Here is a 17592-nt window from a genome sequence, read left to right as displayed (position 1 = left end):
TTCTATTCTCCTTCTTCAGGCAATTCTTCAAAAACATAGTTTTTGCCCGACATATAGTGCTTTTCAAAGTTACACCAGTGGCAGTCTTTGTCTCCACATCCATTTTGAAAATCCTTTGCTTTGATGCTCGCATCCACCATTTTGATTTGTTCCTTCACAATTTCTACATCGTTAGGACCTATAAAAAGCTTGTGTGTGTCTGCATCATCTTCGTCAACTTCAATAAATTCTATTTCTGCCGAATCAATTATCCAGTTGAAGCCGGAATTTTCCACTAAAATTTTATAAAATACCAACTGTCTCCAGTAATCACCGCCATATTGGGCGGTTAGTGTTGTGCCGGAAGCAGCTCCTTCTATCGGAGGAAGTAACTTTTTCTTGCCATTTATAATACTACCGGTTTTGTAGTCAATCAAATGAGCGGTATTGTCTGTAAAATCAAGCCTGTCAGCAATTCCATTAATCTTAATTCCTTCAATTTCTGTGTAAATACGTTGCTCTGTGAGTATTTTAGGAACCTTACGGATATAGTCAATCTTTCGCTTGTAGAAATAGATAAGTTTTTCTTTTCCATATTCCAGCATGTGTTTGAAACCCTCGTCAGTAAATGCGTCACGCTGATATCCCATCTGTTCTTCGAACTTATTGCACAGCCATTCTGCGTTCCAAAATTCATGATTTGGGTTATTGTTGGCTTCTTTTATCCAATCGTCCAATGTGTCGTGTATTGCACTTCCAAAACCCGTGTATTTGTTTTTGGCAGTAGGGATTTTTAGTATTTTTTCATAATAAAAAGCCAGCGGACATTGTAAGTATTTATTGAGGTACGAAACCGACATACTGTAATTGTTTACAAAACTGTCCAACCAAGCATCTTCCACTTTTCTTGATTGCGTATTTTCCGGTTGAGCAAATTGTGCCGCAATAAAATCATTGGTTAAAGTGATGGTGCTTTGGTTTAAGTCATCCGATTTATGTTCAGCTTTTCGTTCTACCGTCCCCGAACTAATGAGTTCGGTAATAAACTGTGTTTCATTGTCATGTTCAGAGGAATAGCTAATCTGTATTGACTTTTTGGCGCGAGTGAGTGCAACAAAAAACAGCCTTCTGCTTTCTTCAACCATAGCTCCTTTGTCATTGCTAACATTGCCATAAGGGTTATTGTGTAGCAGTATTCGGCTCAATTCAAAAGGCAGCTTATTATCTCTTGAGACCCAAGTTTTCTCATTGCAACCAATCATGAATACATGGTCAAATTCCAATCCTTTGGAAGCGTGCGCTGTGAGCAGGTTAACACCATTTGTACTTCCATAAATTCTTTTAATCTCAATGCTTAAATTCAACTCTCTCATCAATTTGATTGCATCCAAAAACTCGGAAAGTTTGAGGTAGGGATTGCGTTCAGTCTCATTTTTCACATAATCAAAGAAAGTTTTGAGTACTTGCATATTCCAATTCTTCTGTTCAGAAGACAAGGCGTGTGACAGGAAGCCGCCCTTGGCAATTATTTTTTCTATCAACTCAGCTACGGTAACATTGAACGACTGTTTTATCCAATATTCAAGATTCTCGTGAACACGTCTCAACTTGTTAATAAAGTTATTGTTTTCGAAAAGTTCTGACTGAGAAGGTCTTTTGGCTTTTTCTGCAATTTCGGAACGCCAGTTTTTCTGTTTCTTAGGGGCTATTTCAAGTGCAAATTTGGCAATATCAAGTGCGTCAAGTTCGAAGCAATCAAAATGTAGAATCTCAAAGACTAAGTGGTCGCCCAAGAAAGATTTCTTACTCTCAAGTTGAATATATTCAAGCAGTTTGAGTATATTCTGAATCATAGACTCTTCCAGAATATTAACAGGGCGGGCAGTATAAATTGGAATACCTTTTGAGACTAAATAGTTTGAAATTTCGATTGCTTGTTTATGCATTCGATATATTACAGCAATGTTTTCAGGTTCTACATTCTGTTCTCGAATCAGCTTTTCGATTTCACCTGCCACCATCACAGTTTCTTCGTTATCAACCGAATACTCTACAATGAGTGGTGTTGTTGGCAAATCTTTATAATTAGGATTGCTTGCAATGAGTTCCTTGATAAGCCCCGATTTTTTGCTCACCAATCTTTGTGTATTATTCTCTATCAATGCTTTTGAAGCATCAAGGATTTTTTGTGATGAACGATAGTTCATATCCAACACAACCGTTGTAGGGTGATAATCCTTGTCAAAATTTAACATAATTTCATAGTTGGCACCCTGAAAGCTGAATATACTTTGGTCATCATCACCCACAACAAAGACGTTCGGTTGTTCTTCTGCACTTGCTAACAAATTCAGAATCTGAGTTTGAATCCCATTATTATCCTGAAATTCATCCACCAAAATATATAAATATCTTTCGCGGTATGATAAAAGTAAATTAGGATATTTTTCAAACGCATCTCGCACCCAGATTAGCATATCTGCAAAGTCAAAGCGGCTTTTTTGCGCCATTTTGTCGAGGTAAACGTTGTACAAGGAAACTGCTTGTTTGAGATAGTTTAGTGTAGTTTCTGTCTTTGCAATGCGACCTATGTTTGGGTCGCCTGCCTTATTATCACCTCTTTTTATTTTATATCTAAATTCATCTAACAGAGGCATTTCTGCAATATAATCATCAATGTCTTTGAGCAATTTTGCCGGCTTTAATCCTTGTGTTTTAATGACAGCAAATATTTCTTTCAAAGATTTAGCATGATAGGTGTATTCTTTGTTTGATTTAAGCACGCTGGAAGAGGACAATTCATTGAGAATTTCTCTTAAAATCTGCTCATTTTCTAATGCTGACAGTGGTTGCAACGCTCTGTTGCCAAAAAGACTTTCATTTTCTCTGATAACCTGAGCCCCAAAAGAGTGAAATGTCTGAACGCTGACATTATATGCCTCTGTACCAATCATTTCTATCAATCTTTTTTGCATTGCCTTCGCCCCGGCTTCCGTATAGGTTAAACACAAAATACTTTGTGCCCCCACATCGGTGCTCATAAGAATATTGGCAATCCTTGCAGACAGGATTTGGGTTTTGCCTGTACCCGGACCTGCTACCACCATAACCGGTCCGTCAATCTGGTCAACTGCCTTGCGTTGATTGGGGTTAAGGCTGTCAAGTATTCTTTGAAAGTTAACTTTATTATCGTTTTGCATGTTATGTATTGACGTGTAGTTTGAAAATATAATTTTAGTATAAGGAACTAAATTCGACAGGTTCAAAATACCTTAAAAAAATCTTCACATACAAGATGAAATAATTTAGTATAAATTTGCACCTTGTTTTAATGTAAATTTTTAAAACACATTGAAACAGAAAATAAAATCATCAATATGGACCCTGAGCCCTCGGTACTAAACATACTGCTATTTGCAACACACCCTGAGACGGTATCTCTCCCACTTTTACTTCTAACCGTATTCTTAGTTTTCCTCAACGGATTTTTCGTTGCGGCAGAGTTTGCTATTGTGAAAGTTCGTACTTCACAAATTCACATTCGTTCCAAATCCAATAAACATTTAGCCGGAGTTGCCAAGAACATTGTGCATCATTTGGATTCATATCTGGCTGCTACCCAGTTGGGTATTACCCTTGCCAGTCTGGGTCTGGGTTGGGTTGGAGAAGGAGCACTGACGCCTGTTATTATTAAATTTTTTGGAATTTTCGGGTTGTCCGATCCCTATTGGTTAAATATAGCTCATCAAGCTTCTTTCCCGACAGCCTTTGTGATTATTACTGTTTTGCATATTGTATTTGGCGAATTAGCGCCTAAATCCATTGCTATTCGCAAACCAACCGCTACCACTTTTTTTGTGGCTATGCCACTCAAAGCATTTTATTTTACTTTCAAACCGGTTATATGGTTCATGAATGGTTTTGCTAACTTGATGCTTAAAACTATTGGAGTCAATATAGTGCAAGGCATACATGATGTACACTCTGAAGAAGAATTGAAGATGATTATTTCTGAAAGTCAGGAAGGGGGTGCTATCGAAGAAACAGAACGCAATTTGATTCAAAATGTGTTTAAGTTTGATGATAGAACTGTTGCACAGATTCAAACACAGCGAAAAAATGTATCTGCAATTGATATTAGTTTTAGCGTAAAGGAGGCATTGGAATATGCAATTAAAGAGGGCTATTCGCGCTATCCGGTATATGACGAAGATTTAGATGATATCAAAGGTATTTTATACACCAAAGATCTTGTCAAATATGTATTGAATAAGCCCGAAACTACCCAAATAAAAAACATATTGCGTGAGCCGGAGTTTGTTTCGGAAAATGCAAGGATTAAGAATGTGCTTAAAACCTTTCAGCAAAAACGTATTCAAATGGCGATTGTTACTAACGAGGTAGGCGAATTAACGGGTATTATCAGTATGGAGGATATTTTGGAAGAGTTGGTGGGCGAAATTCAAGATGAATATGACAACGAAGACCCGGTGGTGATAAAAATTGGGGAAAATGCTTTTGTTGTGAATGCCCACTTTAATATTTCCGATATCAATAACTACTTGCCTGTTCATTTCAATGAAAGCGAGGATTATGATACTCTTGCGGGATTAATCACCGAACAATATCCCGAAATTGAAATAAAACAAGGTGATATTCTCGACTTGGGTGCATATCAAGCAAAAATATTAAAGATGTATCGTAATTCGGTAGAGAAGGTGAAGTTGAGTGTTCAAACCGACAAAGGTTAATTTTGTTCGGGTATCCCAATCCCATTTGCTATAAACAAATAAAGCTCCCTAGGGAGCTTTATGACCGGAATAAAGAGGTGTTATGCTAATTTAACGTTGACAGCATTAAGCCCTTTCTTGCCTTGCTGTATTTCATACGTTACGCTGTCTTTTTCTCTGATTTTGTCTTTCAAACCACTCACATGAACAAAGACATCTTCTGTCCCGTCATTAGGCGTGATAAATCCAAAACCTTTTGATTCATTAAAGAATTTTACTGTTCCTTCTTGCATTGTATTATGTATTAATATGGATAAAAAATTTATTTGATTTTTTTGACATTGATTGCCGCAAACCCTTTGGGAGTCTTTTCTTTTTCAAACGATACTTTATCGTTTTCAACTATGGGTTCAAGAAAATTGTTGCTGTGAACAAAAACGCTCTCTTTGCTTTTACTGTCAGTAATAAAGCCATAGCCTTTTTCGGGGAAAAATAGAGAAAGAATTCCGCTAAATGTCTTTTCTTGTATGACGGGTGCCGCACCTAATTGGATATCTTCAATGTTGATTTCTATCCTGTTTTGTTTGTCCGGTGGTACATCTGTAATATTACCAAATTCATCAATATAGGCAATCATGTCTTCGAGTTTTTTGCCTTTTTCGTTATTAGCCCTACGTTCTTCCTTTCGCTCTAACTTTTCCTTTTTTTTCTTTGCTTTTTTCTGTTCTAAATTTTTTTTGTTAAATGTGTCTGCCATTCGTTGTTATGTTAATTAGGTTTTGAGTCATTTTGCATTAAAAAATAAGTGGCACAAACCTAAGAGCAAAAACTGAAAAAGCAACAGAACAGGTACTAATGTCAAGTGATGCGCAGGTAGAAACCCGATGATTTTAATGCTGCAAAGATATGATTATTACATAAGGTTTGAGCGATTGTAATAAAAAAAGCCGCACATTGACAGATAAGCGGTTCAATAATTTAGCATAAAATGTAGCTGCTTATTAAACCTTTAAAACCTATACCGGCTTAAGCTTTATATGAAAACAAAAACTTGTACGGAAATAGAATTTGGTTTAGTATTGCGTATGTTTATGAGTTGGTAGTCAATGGTAAAACGACACTGCAAACATAGAACTGACAACCAAAACATAAACAGAAAGTAACCCATTTTGACAAGTGAACACGGACATAGAAACGACATAACAATTGGACAACGAGTAAGCCGAAACTCATTGCCGATTCTTGCAAAATATGGAGCATTCACAAAGACCCTTAAATAATTTAAAATATTAGCAGTATAAATGGCGAAACAGAAGAAACAACCCGTTCGACAAGCTCAAGGTAAATTAAAAGAAAAAGCAATTGAAGTTACCCTTTGGGAAGCTGCAAATAAATTGAGAGGAAGCGTGGAGCCTGCCGAATACAAACACGTTGTGTTAGGACTGATTTTCTTAAAGTTTGCCAGCGACAAGTTTGAAGAACATAGAGCAAAACTGATTGCCGAAGGCAAAGAGAAATACATTGAAATGCCCGAGTTCTACAATATGAACAATGTGTTCTTTTTGGAAGAAACCAGCCGTTGGAGTTATCTGATAAAAAGAGCCAAGCAAAACGACATTGCCTTGCTCATTGACACTGCCCTGCACACCATTGAGAAAAACAACAAAGCCCTGAAAGGTGCCTTGCCCGACAATTACTTTTCTCGTTTGGGTTTAGATGTAACCAAACTGGCTTCGCTGCTCGATACCATCAACGACATTGACACCACCAAAGACCCGAAGCAAGATTTAGTTGGCAAAGTGTATGAATACTTTCTTTCCAAATTTGCATTGGCAGAAGGAAAAGGCAAAGGAGAATTCTATACGCCAAAGACAATTGTAAACCTGATTGCCGAAATGATTGAACCTTACAAGGGCATTATCTATGACCCTGCCTGTGGTTCGGGCGGTATGTTTGTGCAGAGTATCAAGTTTATTGAAGCACACCACGGCAATAAAAAGGAAATTTCTATTTACGGACAAGAGTATACCAATACCACTTACAAACTGGCTAAAATGAATCTTGCCATACGAGGCATAAGTGGAAACTTAGGCGAAAAAGCAGCCGATACCTTTGCAGACGACCAACACAAAGACCTGAAAGCCGATTACATAATGGCAAACCCACCTTTTAACCAAAAAGATTGGAGAGGCGAAAATGAATTGATTGACGACCCACGTTGGAGAGGTTATGATGTGCCACCCAAAAGCAACGCCAACTATGGTTGGATTTTGAATATGGTGAGCAAACTTTCTGAAAACGGAGTTGCAGGTTTTATCTTGGCAAATGGTGCACTGAGCGGTGGTGGCGAAGAATATAAAATACGCAGAAAGCTGATTGAAAATAATTTGGTGGAAGCCATTTTGGTATTGCCACAAGATATGTTTTATACCACCAATATTAGCGTTACGTTGTGGATTGTAAACAAAAACAAAAAAGCACAGAGCAAAAAAGTAGGTAACGAAACCCGCAACTACCGAGACCGTTCAACAGAAATCCTGTTTATGGACTTGCGACAAATGGGTATTCCGTTTGAGAAAAAATACATACAGTTTTCCGAAGAAGATATTTTAAAAATTACAAGCACTTACCACCAATGGCAATGCAAAGAAATTGAGAATGTCCCTGAGTTCTGCTATGCTGCTTCGTTGGATGAAGTAGCCAAAAAAGATTTCTCACTGGTGCCGAGCAAATACATTGTATTTGTAAACAGGGATGAGAACATTGACTTTGACGAGAAAATGCAAATGCTAAAAAGCGAATTTGCTGACCTGTTAAAAGCCGAAGAACAATCGAAAGGTGATTTACTTAAAGTATTTGAGGAATTGGGCTATAAAATCAGTCTTGAACCATGATTGTAAAGGATTATTCGATGACTTGATTATGAAACATGAGGATTTAACATATAAAATTATTGGTTGTGCAATGGAAGTTCATAAGCACCTAGGTAATGGATTTCAGGAAGTGGTGTATCAGAGAGCTTTAGCCATTGAAATGCAGATGCAGGGCATTGAGTTTAGCAGGGAACATGAAATGCTTCTACAATATAAGGGTTATGATATCGGCACACGAAGAGTTGATTTTTTTGTTGAAGATAAAGTAATGGTAGAAATAAAAGCCATTATTAATCTTGAAGATGTTCATCTCGCACAAGCAATGAATTATGTGGAAGCGTATAACCTTGAAATCGGTTTACTCATAAATTTCGGAGCAAAAAGTTTGCAACACAAACGAGTTCATAATAACAACCACAAACAATGAACAGAAAAAATCAAGCAATCAAGTCAATCTTGAAGTTCAAGGTTCAGACAATATTTAAAGAATTGGGTTATGAAGTCAAATTATAGACGGATTGGCGAAAATATCAGACTTGTTGATGAACGAAACAAGGGTTTGCAAGTGCAACAGCTTTTGGGATTGAGTATTTCAAAGCAGTTTATTCCTTCTGTTGCCAACATCATTGGAACAGATATGGAAAACTATAAAATCATTCGTAAAAATCAATTTGCTTGTAGCACAATGCAGGTAAGGCGAGATAAAAAAATGCCTGTTGCTTTGTTGAAAGATTTAGATGAAGCGATTATTTCTCAAGCCTATCCAATATTTGAAGTAAAAGACGTAAAAGAACTTTTACCCGAATATTTAATGATGTGGTTTACTCGTAGTGAGTTTGACCGTGAAGCTTGCTTTCACGCAGTGGGTGGCGTAAGAGGCAGTTTGGAATGGGAAGATTTTGAAAACTTGCAACTCCCCATTCCCCACATTGACAAACAACGAGAAATCGTAAAAGAATACAACACCATCCAAAACCGCATAGCCCTTAACCAACAACTGATACAAAAACTGGAAGAAACCGCACAGGCGATTTATAGGGAGTGGTTTGTGGAGGGGATTGATTTCGAGAATCTGCCGGAAGGGTGGCGAGTTGGGCAGCTTGAAGATATTAAGCTTTCAACATTAGGTGGAGATTGGGGTAAGGATATCGCAATTGATAATTACAATAAAGAAGTTTTTTGCATAAGAGGAACTGATATTCCTACATCAAATATTGGGCAAATAGGAAATTTACCTACACGGTTTATTTTGTCTAAAAATCTAATAAATCGCAAGTTAGAACCATTCGATATAGTAACTGAAATTTCAGGAGGAAGTCCAACTCAATCAACTGGTAGGAGTGTTTTACTTACATCTGAATATCTTGAATATTTGAATAAGGATATTATCTGTTCGAACTTTTGTAGAGTAATAAAGGCAAAAGACAATTTTTCAATTTTTCTATTCTCAAGCATTGTGCATTTGTATAACTCGAATGTGTTATTTACATACGAGAATAGCTCAAATGGAGTAAAAAACTTGGCAATAGATGATCTATTTAAAGAACAATTGATACCAATACCTGATACAGAAACTTTAGAAAGGTATAACAATTCTTTTCTAAGAATTTATCGTCACATTGGTATTCTCGGAAAAGAAAACGAAAAGCTAACGGAACTGAAAGAATTGTTGCTTTCTAAGTTGGCGACAGTGGAATAATGGTTAATGATAAATTGTTAATGGTTAATGATGATGAATAAATATAATCCCAATATCCACCACCGCAGGTCTATCCGATTAAAAGGATACGATTATTCGCAGGCGGGTTTGTTTTTTATTACCATTTGTTGTCAGAATAGAATTTGTCGTTTTGGGGATGTGGTCGATGGGGAAATGAAATTGAATGAATATGGACAAATTGCAAATGATGAATGGGTAAAAACCCCCGAAATACGACCGAATGTCGAATTGGGCGAATTCATCATAATGCCCAACCATATGCACGGCATCATCCGGTTGTACGGTAGGGGCGAATTGCATTCGCCCCAAATGACAAACGAATTGAATGTATCCGATATTTTGGGCGTTTGCAAAACGCCCCTACGGTCACCTTCGCAAACAATTGGGGCTCTTGTTCGTGGTTATAAATCATCGGTTACCAAACAATTGGGATTATTGGGTTTTGATGAAAAATTATGGCAACGCAATTATTGGGAACATATCATTCGCAATGAACAATCGTATCAAACCATATCGGAATACATAATAAATAATCCTGCAAAATGGGCAGATGACAAATTTTACATCAAATGAAATTCACCGAAGAAAAATTAGAGAAAGCGTTTACCGAGTTGTTGGGGCAAGAAGGATTTCCCCACCACTTAGGCATTACGATAACTCGTAAGCCCGAAGAAGTATTGATAGAAGAAGATTTGCAAAACTTTCTGTTAACTCAATACGCAGGTCAAGGCATTACCTTAAACGAAATCAAATCTATCATTCTTCAACTCAAATCTCTTTCATCTTCTGACCTTTACGAAAGCAACAAAACATTTTTAAAAATGCTTTCAGACGGTTTCATCCTAAAACGTGAAGACCGCAATCAAAAAGACATTTACATTCAGTTAATCAATTACGCAGGTTTAAATAAACACCGCCAACCCAATGAAGATGAAGTAATTTCCATAGCAGCCGAACCTGAAGAACAATATCCTGCTTCGACAGGCTCAGCACAAGCTGACAACAACATTTACAAGTTTGTCAACCAATTGGAAATTATTGGTTCAGAAAAACGCATACCGGACGGCATAGTGTATATCAATGGTTTGCCTTTGGTGGTATTTGAATTCAAATCGGCCATTCGTGAAGAAGCCACCATTTATGATGCTTACAAGCAGTTAACTGTTCGCTACCATAGAGACATTCCTGAACTCTTCAAATACAATGCTTTTTGTGTAATTAGTGATGGTGTAAACAACAAAGCAGGTTCATTCTTTGCACCGTATGAATTTTTCTATGCCTGGAGACGTGTTGCAGGACTTGCCAAAGATGTTGATGGCATAGATTCAATGTTCACCTTGATTCAAGGAATGTTCAATAAAAACCGTTTGCGTGACATTATCCGCAACTTCATTTACATTCCTGATAGTTCTAAGAAAAATGAGAAAATAGTTTGTCGCTATCCGCAATATTATGCTGCAAGGGCATTGTATGACAATATCAAGAAAGCCCAAAAGCCCGAAGGAAACGGAAAAGGCGGAACATACTTTGGTGCCACAGGTTGCGGAAAGAGTTTTACAATGCTTTATCTGACAAGGCTTTTAATGAAAAGCGAATACTTTGAAAGCCCGACCATTGTATTAATTACAGACAGAACCGACTTAGACGACCAACTTTCGGGGCAATTTACCAATGCCAAAAATTTCATTGGAGATAACACAGTAGTAAGTGTTGAAAGCAGAGCACATTTGAGAGAATTAATTCAAGGCAGACAAAGCGGAGGCGTTTTCTTAACTACCATTCACAAGTTTACAGAAGATACCGAACTGCTTACGGACAGAACCAATGTAATTTGCATTTCAGACGAAGCACACCGTAGCCAAGTAAACCTTGACCAAAAAGTAAAAGTGACCGAAAAGGGCGTTACCAAAACCTATGGTTTCGCAAAGTATTTACACGATTCGTTACCCAATGCCACATTCGTTGGTTTTACTGGAACACCAATAGATGCAACGCTTGATGTTTTCGGAAAAGTCGTGGATGCCTACACAATGACGGAATCGGTGAAAGATGAAATCACCGTTCGGATTGTGTATGAAGGCAGAGCAGCAAAAGTATTGCTGAATAATTCCAAACTCAAAGAGATTGAAGAATATTATGCTAAGTGTGCCGAGATTGGAAGCAACGAAAATCAGATTGAGCAAAGCAAAAAAGAAATGGCTCAGATGTATGCCATTATTGGCGACCCTGACCGATTGAAAGCCGTTGCCGAAGATTTTGTAAACCATTACGAAAACAGAATTTCAGAAGGTGCAACCGTAAAAGGCAAAGCAATGTTTGTGTGCAGCACTCGTGAAATTGCATATGAGTTGTATAAAAACATTTTGGAATTACGACCTGATTGGAACGAAATACGAGCAGCAGAAGAAGGTGCCATACTTACCGACAAAGACAAACGAGAACTGAAACCTATTGAACGCATCAAACTAATTGCTACCAGAGGACAAGATGATCCGAGGGAAATGTATGATTTGTTGGGAACAAAAGACCAACGCAAAGAATTAGACAGACAATTCAAAAATGAAAAATCGAATTTCAAAATTGCCATTGTGGTGGATATGTGGCTGACTGGTTTTGATGTTCCTTTCTTAGATAGCATTTACATTGACAAACCCATTCAACGACACAATTTAATACAGACCATTTCCAGAGTAAACCGCAAGTTTGAAGGGAAAAACAAAGGTTTGGTTGTAGATTATATCGGCATCAAAAACCAAATGAATTTGGCGTTGAAGCAATACAGCGAAGGCGACAAAGACAATTTTGAAGACATTGCAGAATCCATCATCATTGTAAGAAATCATTTAGACCTTTTGGCTAAACTGTTTCACACTTTTGACAATTCAAAATATTTCAAAGGCACAACCATTCAGCAATTAAACACCTTGAATTTGGCTGCGGAATATGTTCAGCAGACTAAAGAGATTGAAACCCGATTTATGGGCTTGGTGAAGCGACTGAAAGCCGCTTATGATATTTGTGCAGGAAGCGAACAATTAACACAAGCAGAAAGAGATTACACCCATTTTTATTTAGCAGTTCGTTCCATTGTTTTCAAACTGACCAAAGGCAATGCACCTGACACAGCACAGATGAATGCTAAAGTTCGGGAAATGATAAAAGAAGCATTGCAAAGTGATGGAGTAGAAGAAATCTTCAAACTCGGAGAAGAAGCAGAAACCGAACAAGACATTTTTGACGAAGACTATTTAGCTAAGATTGAAAAAATCAAATTGCCAAACACGAAAATCAAATTGCTTCAACAGTTATTGGCAAAAGTAATTGGAGAAATAAGAAAAGTAAACAAGGTAAAAGGCATTGACTTTTCAAAGAAAATGCAAGCCTTGGTGGAACGATACAACAACCGAGATGCAAACGACATTTTGAGAAGTGAAGTGTATGAAGAAATGGCAAACGCTTTGACAGACTTAATTTGGGAAGTTCACAAAGAATTTTCGGCAGGTGACGAATTGGGAATTGACTTTCAGGAAAAAGCATTTTACGACATTCTGAAAGAGCTTTGCATTAAATACGACTTCAAATATCCAGACAACAAAATGATTGAATTGGCAAAAGCCGTAAAAGACCTTGTTGACGGTCAAGCCAAATTCCCTGACTGGAACAAACGAGACGACATCAAATCGGCTTTAAAAGTTGGACTAATTCTCCTGCTTGACGAGTTTGGCTATCCACCAGTTGAGAGAGACGAAGTATATGTGGAGATATTTGAACAAGCAGAAAACTTTAAGAAAAATCAGAACTAATGAATTCCCACACGGCAGTCACGTAATTACTCACAAGTTTTCTATTTTCAATGGTATTCGTGAACAGCAAGCGGTATAACTACACACCTGACCGAAGACGAAATAAAAATTATAGATGAAAATGGATGAATCCATTTTATAAATATTGTAAAACATTATAGCCCACGGTTTAAACCGTGGGCTATAAAAATACGGAATCGTACGCAAGCAAAACACGTGCTTTGAGGGATTGTAATAAAAAAAGCCGCACATGGCTGTACGGCTTTTTTGATAATGCTCTTTGAATGTTATTTCTTTTCAGAAGTACAACAAGATTTTTTCTTTTTCTCTTTTTTCTTTTTACTGCTGCAACAACCGTCTTTTTTTGTTTTGTCGTCTTTTTTGCAATGTGCATTGTTGGTTTTATCCTCAGGTTTTACATTGTTTTCTCCGGTTGCAGGAGTTGTGGTTGCTTCAACTTTGCTGTCTTTTTTAGTGTCTTTAGGCGGTTCTTGTGCATTGACTGCAACGGCAAAGAACAAAAATAAGGCTGCTGAAATGATGATCTTTTTCATAATATGATTTATTTGGTTCGTGTTTATGCAGGCAAAGATAATACCAAGAATCCGATTTATCAAGTCAAATAAGCTAATGAGGTGATTCCGCCTTGTACAGTATCTCCGATTTTGACATTTATCTTAGCATCAGTAGGTAAATACAGGTCAACTCTTGAACCGAACTTAATGAAGCCCATTTCCTGAGATTGATTGACTTTTTGTCCTTCTTGAATATACCATTTGATTCGCTTTGCCAAAGCACCTGCAATTTGTCTAAAAAGAATCTCTTTCCCGTTATCAGTTTTGATTACGAAAGTGGTTCTCTCATTCTCGGTAGAAGATTTGGGATGCCACGCAACTAAGTATTTGCCGGGATGATATTTTGCATAAGTTACGGTTCCTCCTACGGGATTGCGATTAATATGCACATTAAAAGGTGACATGAATACGCTCACTTGCAATCTTTTACCTTTAAAATATTCTGTTTCTTCTACCTCTTCTATGACCACCACTTTGCCGTCTGCGGGGCTAACTACTGCACTTGTATCTGTAGTCAGTGTTCTGATGGGGTTTCTGAAAAACTGTAATACAATTACAAAGAAAACCAGTGAAATAACCTGAACTGATTTTTCAAGCCAAACCGGAATTCCTAAATAATGCAAACCAATATTGAGTACCAATAGGACAATGGTTGTAATCAACAAAATTGTAAAGCCTTCTCTGTGTATGCGCATGGATTTCTGTATTTTTTTAAAGAGGGACAAAAATAGTCAATTTGCTTGGAGTACAAGGGAAATTACAATAAGGTAAAATTGTTTTTGAAAATCTTCATCGCTATTGCCAGCAGGATGATTCCAAAAAATTTCCTTACAACCATCAAACCACCCTTGCCCAGTAATTTTTCAATCTTTCGGGTGGACTTTAGTACTATATAGATGACTAATAGGTTGATTGTAATTCCAATCAAAATACTGTAAAAACTGAAATCGGCTTTTAATGACATAACAGTAGTTAATGTGCCTGAACCCGCAATTAACGGAAAAGCAATAGGGACAATACTGCCCGTCTTGGCATCTGCATCATTTTTAAACAATTCAATTCCTAATACCATTTCCAGCCCAATGATGAAAATAACAATTGACCCTGCTAATGCAAAAGAATGTATGTCCACACTCAATAAAGCCAGAAACTGTTCTCCAAAAAACAAAAAAGCAAACATCAATAAGCCTGAAACCAAGGTTGCAACTTCGCTTTGAATATGACCTAATTTCTCACGAAGGTTAATTATTACCGGCACAGAGCCCACTACGTCAATTACCGCAAAAAGCGTGAAGGTAACAGTTAGAATTTCTTTGTAGTCAAACATTACAACCTTTTTGAATGAAGATTGCAAAACAAGGTTATTTTGTGATATGTTGGTGTAGCCAAATTCAACGCTAACTTGATTACAGTTTGTTTTTAGTTTGGCTTTAAATATAGGATGTCAATTTCTTATGGATATAAAACTATATTGAATGTGGGTTTTTTCCCGCTTGACGGCATTTTGACAATCACTTTATCACCCATTATTTGGACCTTGTTCAAAGAATCAGAAGAATAAAAAATAGCTGGGTTGAAGTAAACATTCAATACTTGGCGCTGAAATAATTGCTAAATAAAACTCTTATTTTGCACCAATGTTATCGAACGAAGTCATAGTCGCCTTATCTACTGCTGCCAACAGAGCAGCATTGCATGTTGTGCGATTGTCCGGAAGCGGTTGTTTTGAGATGCTGGATATAATATTTGTTGGAAGAAAAATTGCAGCAATTCAGTCGAATTCATTGGTATATGGCAAAATTCGTTTTCGTGACGAAGAAATTGACGAAGTTGTTTTAGCTGTTTTCAAAGCTCCCCATTCGTTTACCAAAGAAGATGTAATAGAAATCAGTTGTCATGGTTCTCCGCTAATCAGCCAACGAATCATGAATATTCTTATAGAATCAGGTGCCAGACCTGCACTTGCCGGTGAGTTTACTCAAAGAGCTTATTTGAACGGACGTTTTGATTTGGCACAAGCCGAAGCCGTAGCTGATTTGATTAATGCCGAGTCCGAACAAGCAAGAAAAATTGCCTTTTCACAACTCAAAGGAGGTGTGTCCAATCAAATTGAGCTTATTCGTGAAAAAATGTTGGAGTTTTTGTCTTTACTGGAATTGGAGCTTGATTTTGGAGAAGAAGATGTTGAGTTTGCCAATCGTTCAGAATTGATGCACCGAATTGAAAAAGCTGAAGAATACGTGCAAAAACTCATTCATTCATTTGGTTCAGGAAATGCAATCAAAAAAGGAATTCCATTAGTAATTGCAGGACGTCCAAATGCGGGCAAATCCACTTTGTTGAATTGTTTGCTGAATGAAGAGCGCGCCATTGTGTCCGACATTGCCGGAACTACACGCGACACAATTGAAGAGAGTTTTCTGTTCAATGATTTGCTTTTTAGGCTGATAGATACAGCCGGAATTCGACACCAGACCGATTCTCAAATAGAGCAGTTGGGTATAGAACGTAGTTTTGATAAAATATCAAAAGCCGAAATCGTGCTTTATTTGATTGATGCACAACATATTCACGAAGCAAAGGAAGATTTTGAAAGGTTTGCCACCCACCAAGACAAGATAATATGGGTGATAAACAAGAGTGAGCTATTGACAGGAGCTAAACTTGATTTGCCTTTTACACCTGTTTTTATTTCTGCTAAAAAAGGAGAAATTGCTTCTTTATTGACAAAACTTAAAGAAATAACTACACAGCGTTATCTGAGCCATGATGTGAGTATCAGCAATACACGTCATTTGTTTGCGCTCAAAGAATCCTTAGTTTCTATTCAAAAAGCCAAAGAAAGTTTGCATGAAGGATTGTCTGGCGAAATTGTTGTTTTTGAACTCAAATCAGCATTGGAGCAATTAGGCTCTATCACCGGGAAAATCACTAATAACGAGGTATTAGGTACTATCTTTTCCAAATTTTGTATAGGCAAATGAGTTATTCACAGCCAAAAGGATAAACTCTTGTAGAAAGTGTAAAACTCAAAGATATTAGTCCCGACTTTTGCCTGCGAAGTGAGATTAAAAGGGAAAACCAAGTTTGATTATATTCTGGAAGTTTTGTCCATGTTGGACAAACAGCCTCAATTGCGACAAGACTTGGATGAGGTTGCAAGATTACTTCATATTAGTCCAAAGGAGCTGAATCATTTGTTTATTGATTGGTGCGGAACGCCTCCTGCGGGGTTCTTGCAGTTTACTTCACCGGAATATGCGCGGTTTGTGTTGAAAAGCAATCCGGCACAAGGATTCTTATTTGACCATCCCTTTAAACGCAAAAAGGAACTATCAAAGCCTGTGATTAATATAATTCCAATGTCAGTGGAGCAAATTCAAAGCGACCGGTTAATCATTCATTATTCTATGGCAAATAGCATATTTGGCACTTTATTTATTGCTTCAACATCTCTGGGAATATGCTATATGGTTTTCAGTGAAGATGAAGACAAAGAAATCATGATGTTAAAGCAGAATTTTCCGCATGCGCATATACGTCATCAGCCGGAAGAGATACAAGAACGTGCCTTAGCTGCATTTCATCCGGGCAAATCCACAGACCATCCTATTCCGTTGCACGTAAAAGGTACAGATTTTCAGATTCAGGTTTGGCGTGCCTTGCTTACTATACCTTTGGGCACACTGACCACCTATCAAAATATAGCCAAGAAGATAGGCAGTCCTCGCTCCGCGCGGGCTGCCGGCACCGCCATTGGCGATAATCCCGTAACCTATCTTGTGCCGTGCCATAGGGTTGTCAGAACATCAGGAGAATATGGAAATTATATGTGGGGAAGCGAGCGAAAACTTGCAATGATAGCTTGGGAAGGTGCAATTACCAGAGGCAAAGATTAGTTTATTCAATATT

Annotated in this window: 14 protein-coding genes; 8 read left to right on the top strand and 6 right to left on the bottom strand. The window is 37.5% G+C overall.

Annotated elements, in window-relative coordinates:
• Positions 1–2: 2 nt before the first annotated feature.
• Entirely contained in the window at positions 3–3179 is a 3177-nt protein-coding gene (locus M9892_08115) for an ATP-dependent helicase (GenBank protein MCO5254310.1), read from the bottom strand.
• A 177-nt stretch (positions 3180–3356) separates the two neighbouring features.
• Here M9892_08115 and M9892_08110 point away from each other — a divergent pair, with 177 nt between their 5' ends.
• The gene (locus M9892_08110) at positions 3357–4730 is read left to right on the top strand and encodes a hemolysin family protein (GenBank protein MCO5254309.1); all 1374 of its coding nucleotides are present in this window, start codon (positions 3357–3359) and stop codon (positions 4728–4730) included.
• 80 nt (positions 4731–4810) lie between these two features.
• Here M9892_08110 and M9892_08105 read toward each other — a convergent pair whose 3' ends face one another.
• Both M9892_08105 and M9892_08100 read right to left on the bottom strand, forming a co-directional pair.
• Positions 4811–5002, bottom strand: coding sequence for a cold shock domain-containing protein (locus M9892_08105; GenBank protein MCO5254308.1), 192 nt, complete (start codon positions 5000–5002; stop codon positions 4811–4813).
• A 29-nt stretch (positions 5003–5031) separates the two neighbouring features.
• The gene (locus M9892_08100; GenBank protein MCO5254307.1) at positions 5032–5466 is read right to left on the bottom strand and encodes a cold shock domain-containing protein; all 435 of its coding nucleotides are present in this window, start codon (positions 5464–5466) and stop codon (positions 5032–5034) included.
• Positions 5467–6010: 544 nt separating this feature from the next.
• Here M9892_08100 and M9892_08095 point away from each other — a divergent pair.
• The 5 genes from M9892_08095 to M9892_08075 all read left to right on the top strand — a co-directional run bounded on the left by M9892_08095 (position 6011) and on the right by M9892_08075 (position 13105).
• Entirely contained in the window at positions 6011–7603 is a 1593-nt protein-coding gene (locus M9892_08095; protein ID MCO5254306.1) for a type I restriction-modification system subunit M, read from the top strand.
• Positions 7604–7631: 28 nt separating this feature from the next.
• On the top strand, positions 7632–8009 hold the full coding sequence (locus M9892_08090; protein MCO5254305.1) for a GxxExxY protein: 378 nt from the start codon (positions 7632–7634) through the stop codon (positions 8007–8009).
• 210 nt (positions 8010–8219) lie between these two features.
• The gene (locus M9892_08085; GenBank protein ID MCO5254304.1) at positions 8220–9281 is read left to right on the top strand and encodes a restriction endonuclease subunit S; all 1062 of its coding nucleotides are present in this window, start codon (positions 8220–8222) and stop codon (positions 9279–9281) included.
• A gap of 33 nt (positions 9282–9314) precedes the next feature.
• Complete coding sequence (locus tag M9892_08080; protein MCO5254303.1) at positions 9315–9875, top strand: hypothetical protein; 561 nt, start codon at positions 9315–9317, stop codon at positions 9873–9875.
• A complete protein-coding gene (locus M9892_08075; GenBank protein ID MCO5254302.1) occupies positions 9872–13105 on the top strand; it encodes a type I restriction endonuclease subunit R in 3234 nt (1077 codons plus the stop codon). Before M9892_08080 ends, M9892_08075 begins: the two co-directional genes overlap by 4 nt.
• A gap of 287 nt (positions 13106–13392) precedes the next feature.
• Here M9892_08075 and M9892_08070 read toward each other — a convergent pair whose 3' ends face one another.
• The 3 genes from M9892_08070 to M9892_08060 all read right to left on the bottom strand — a co-directional run bounded on the left by M9892_08070 (position 13393) and on the right by M9892_08060 (position 15007).
• A complete protein-coding gene (locus tag M9892_08070; GenBank protein ID MCO5254301.1) occupies positions 13393–13659 on the bottom strand; it encodes a hypothetical protein in 267 nt (88 codons plus the stop codon).
• A 59-nt stretch (positions 13660–13718) separates the two neighbouring features.
• Positions 13719–14375: a phosphatidylserine decarboxylase family protein gene (locus M9892_08065; protein MCO5254300.1), complete on the bottom strand. Its 657-nt coding sequence runs from the start codon at positions 14373–14375 to the stop codon at positions 13719–13721.
• Positions 14376–14437: 62 nt separating this feature from the next.
• The gene (locus M9892_08060) at positions 14438–15007 is read right to left on the bottom strand and encodes a MarC family protein (GenBank protein ID MCO5254299.1); all 570 of its coding nucleotides are present in this window, start codon (positions 15005–15007) and stop codon (positions 14438–14440) included.
• A 310-nt stretch (positions 15008–15317) separates the two neighbouring features.
• Between M9892_08060 and mnmE the strand changes: the two genes are divergently transcribed.
• Positions 15318–16664, top strand: a complete 1347-nt coding sequence (gene mnmE, locus M9892_08055) for a tRNA uridine-5-carboxymethylaminomethyl(34) synthesis GTPase MnmE (protein MCO5254298.1) — start codon at positions 15318–15320, stop codon at positions 16662–16664.
• A gap of 78 nt (positions 16665–16742) precedes the next feature.
• Positions 16743–17579, top strand: coding sequence for a methylated-DNA--[protein]-cysteine S-methyltransferase (locus M9892_08050; protein MCO5254297.1), 837 nt, complete (start codon positions 16743–16745; stop codon positions 17577–17579).
• The last annotated feature ends 13 nt before the right edge of the window (positions 17580–17592 follow it).

The organism is Bacteroidota bacterium, assembly GCA_023957335.1.
Classification (GTDB): domain Bacteria; phylum Bacteroidota; class Bacteroidia; order NS11-12g; family UBA955; genus JALOAG01.
Note: the sequence above shows the minus strand (reverse complement) of the source record. Positions and strands in the feature narration are given on the sequence as shown.

Bases quoted from the DNA above. Each gene is read 5' to 3' on its own strand.
- M9892_08115 (MCO5254310.1), bottom strand. From the start codon at position 3,179: ATGCAAAACGATAATAAAGTTAACTTTCAAAGAATACTTGACAGCCTT.
- M9892_08110 (MCO5254309.1), top strand. From the start codon at position 3,357: ATGGACCCTGAGCCCTCGGTACTAAACATACTGCTATTTGCAACACAC.
- M9892_08105 (MCO5254308.1), bottom strand. From the start codon at position 5,002: ATGCAAGAAGGAACAGTAAAATTCTTTAATGAATCAAAAGGTTTTGGA.
- M9892_08100 (MCO5254307.1), bottom strand. From the start codon at position 5,466: ATGGCAGACACATTTAACAAAAAAAATTTAGAACAGAAAAAAGCAAAG.
- M9892_08095 (MCO5254306.1), top strand. From the start codon at position 6,011: ATGGCGAAACAGAAGAAACAACCCGTTCGACAAGCTCAAGGTAAATTA.
- M9892_08090 (MCO5254305.1), top strand. From the start codon at position 7,632: ATGAAACATGAGGATTTAACATATAAAATTATTGGTTGTGCAATGGAA.
- M9892_08085 (MCO5254304.1), top strand. From the start codon at position 8,220: ATGGAAAACTATAAAATCATTCGTAAAAATCAATTTGCTTGTAGCACA.
- M9892_08080 (MCO5254303.1), top strand. From the start codon at position 9,315: ATGAATAAATATAATCCCAATATCCACCACCGCAGGTCTATCCGATTA.
- M9892_08075 (MCO5254302.1), top strand. From the start codon at position 9,872: ATGAAATTCACCGAAGAAAAATTAGAGAAAGCGTTTACCGAGTTGTTG.
- M9892_08070 (MCO5254301.1), bottom strand. From the start codon at position 13,659: ATGAAAAAGATCATCATTTCAGCAGCCTTATTTTTGTTCTTTGCCGTT.
- M9892_08065 (MCO5254300.1), bottom strand. From the start codon at position 14,375: ATGCGCATACACAGAGAAGGCTTTACAATTTTGTTGATTACAACCATT.
- M9892_08060 (MCO5254299.1), bottom strand. From the start codon at position 15,007: ATGTTTGACTACAAAGAAATTCTAACTGTTACCTTCACGCTTTTTGCG.
- mnmE (MCO5254298.1), top strand. From the start codon at position 15,318: ATGTTATCGAACGAAGTCATAGTCGCCTTATCTACTGCTGCCAACAGA.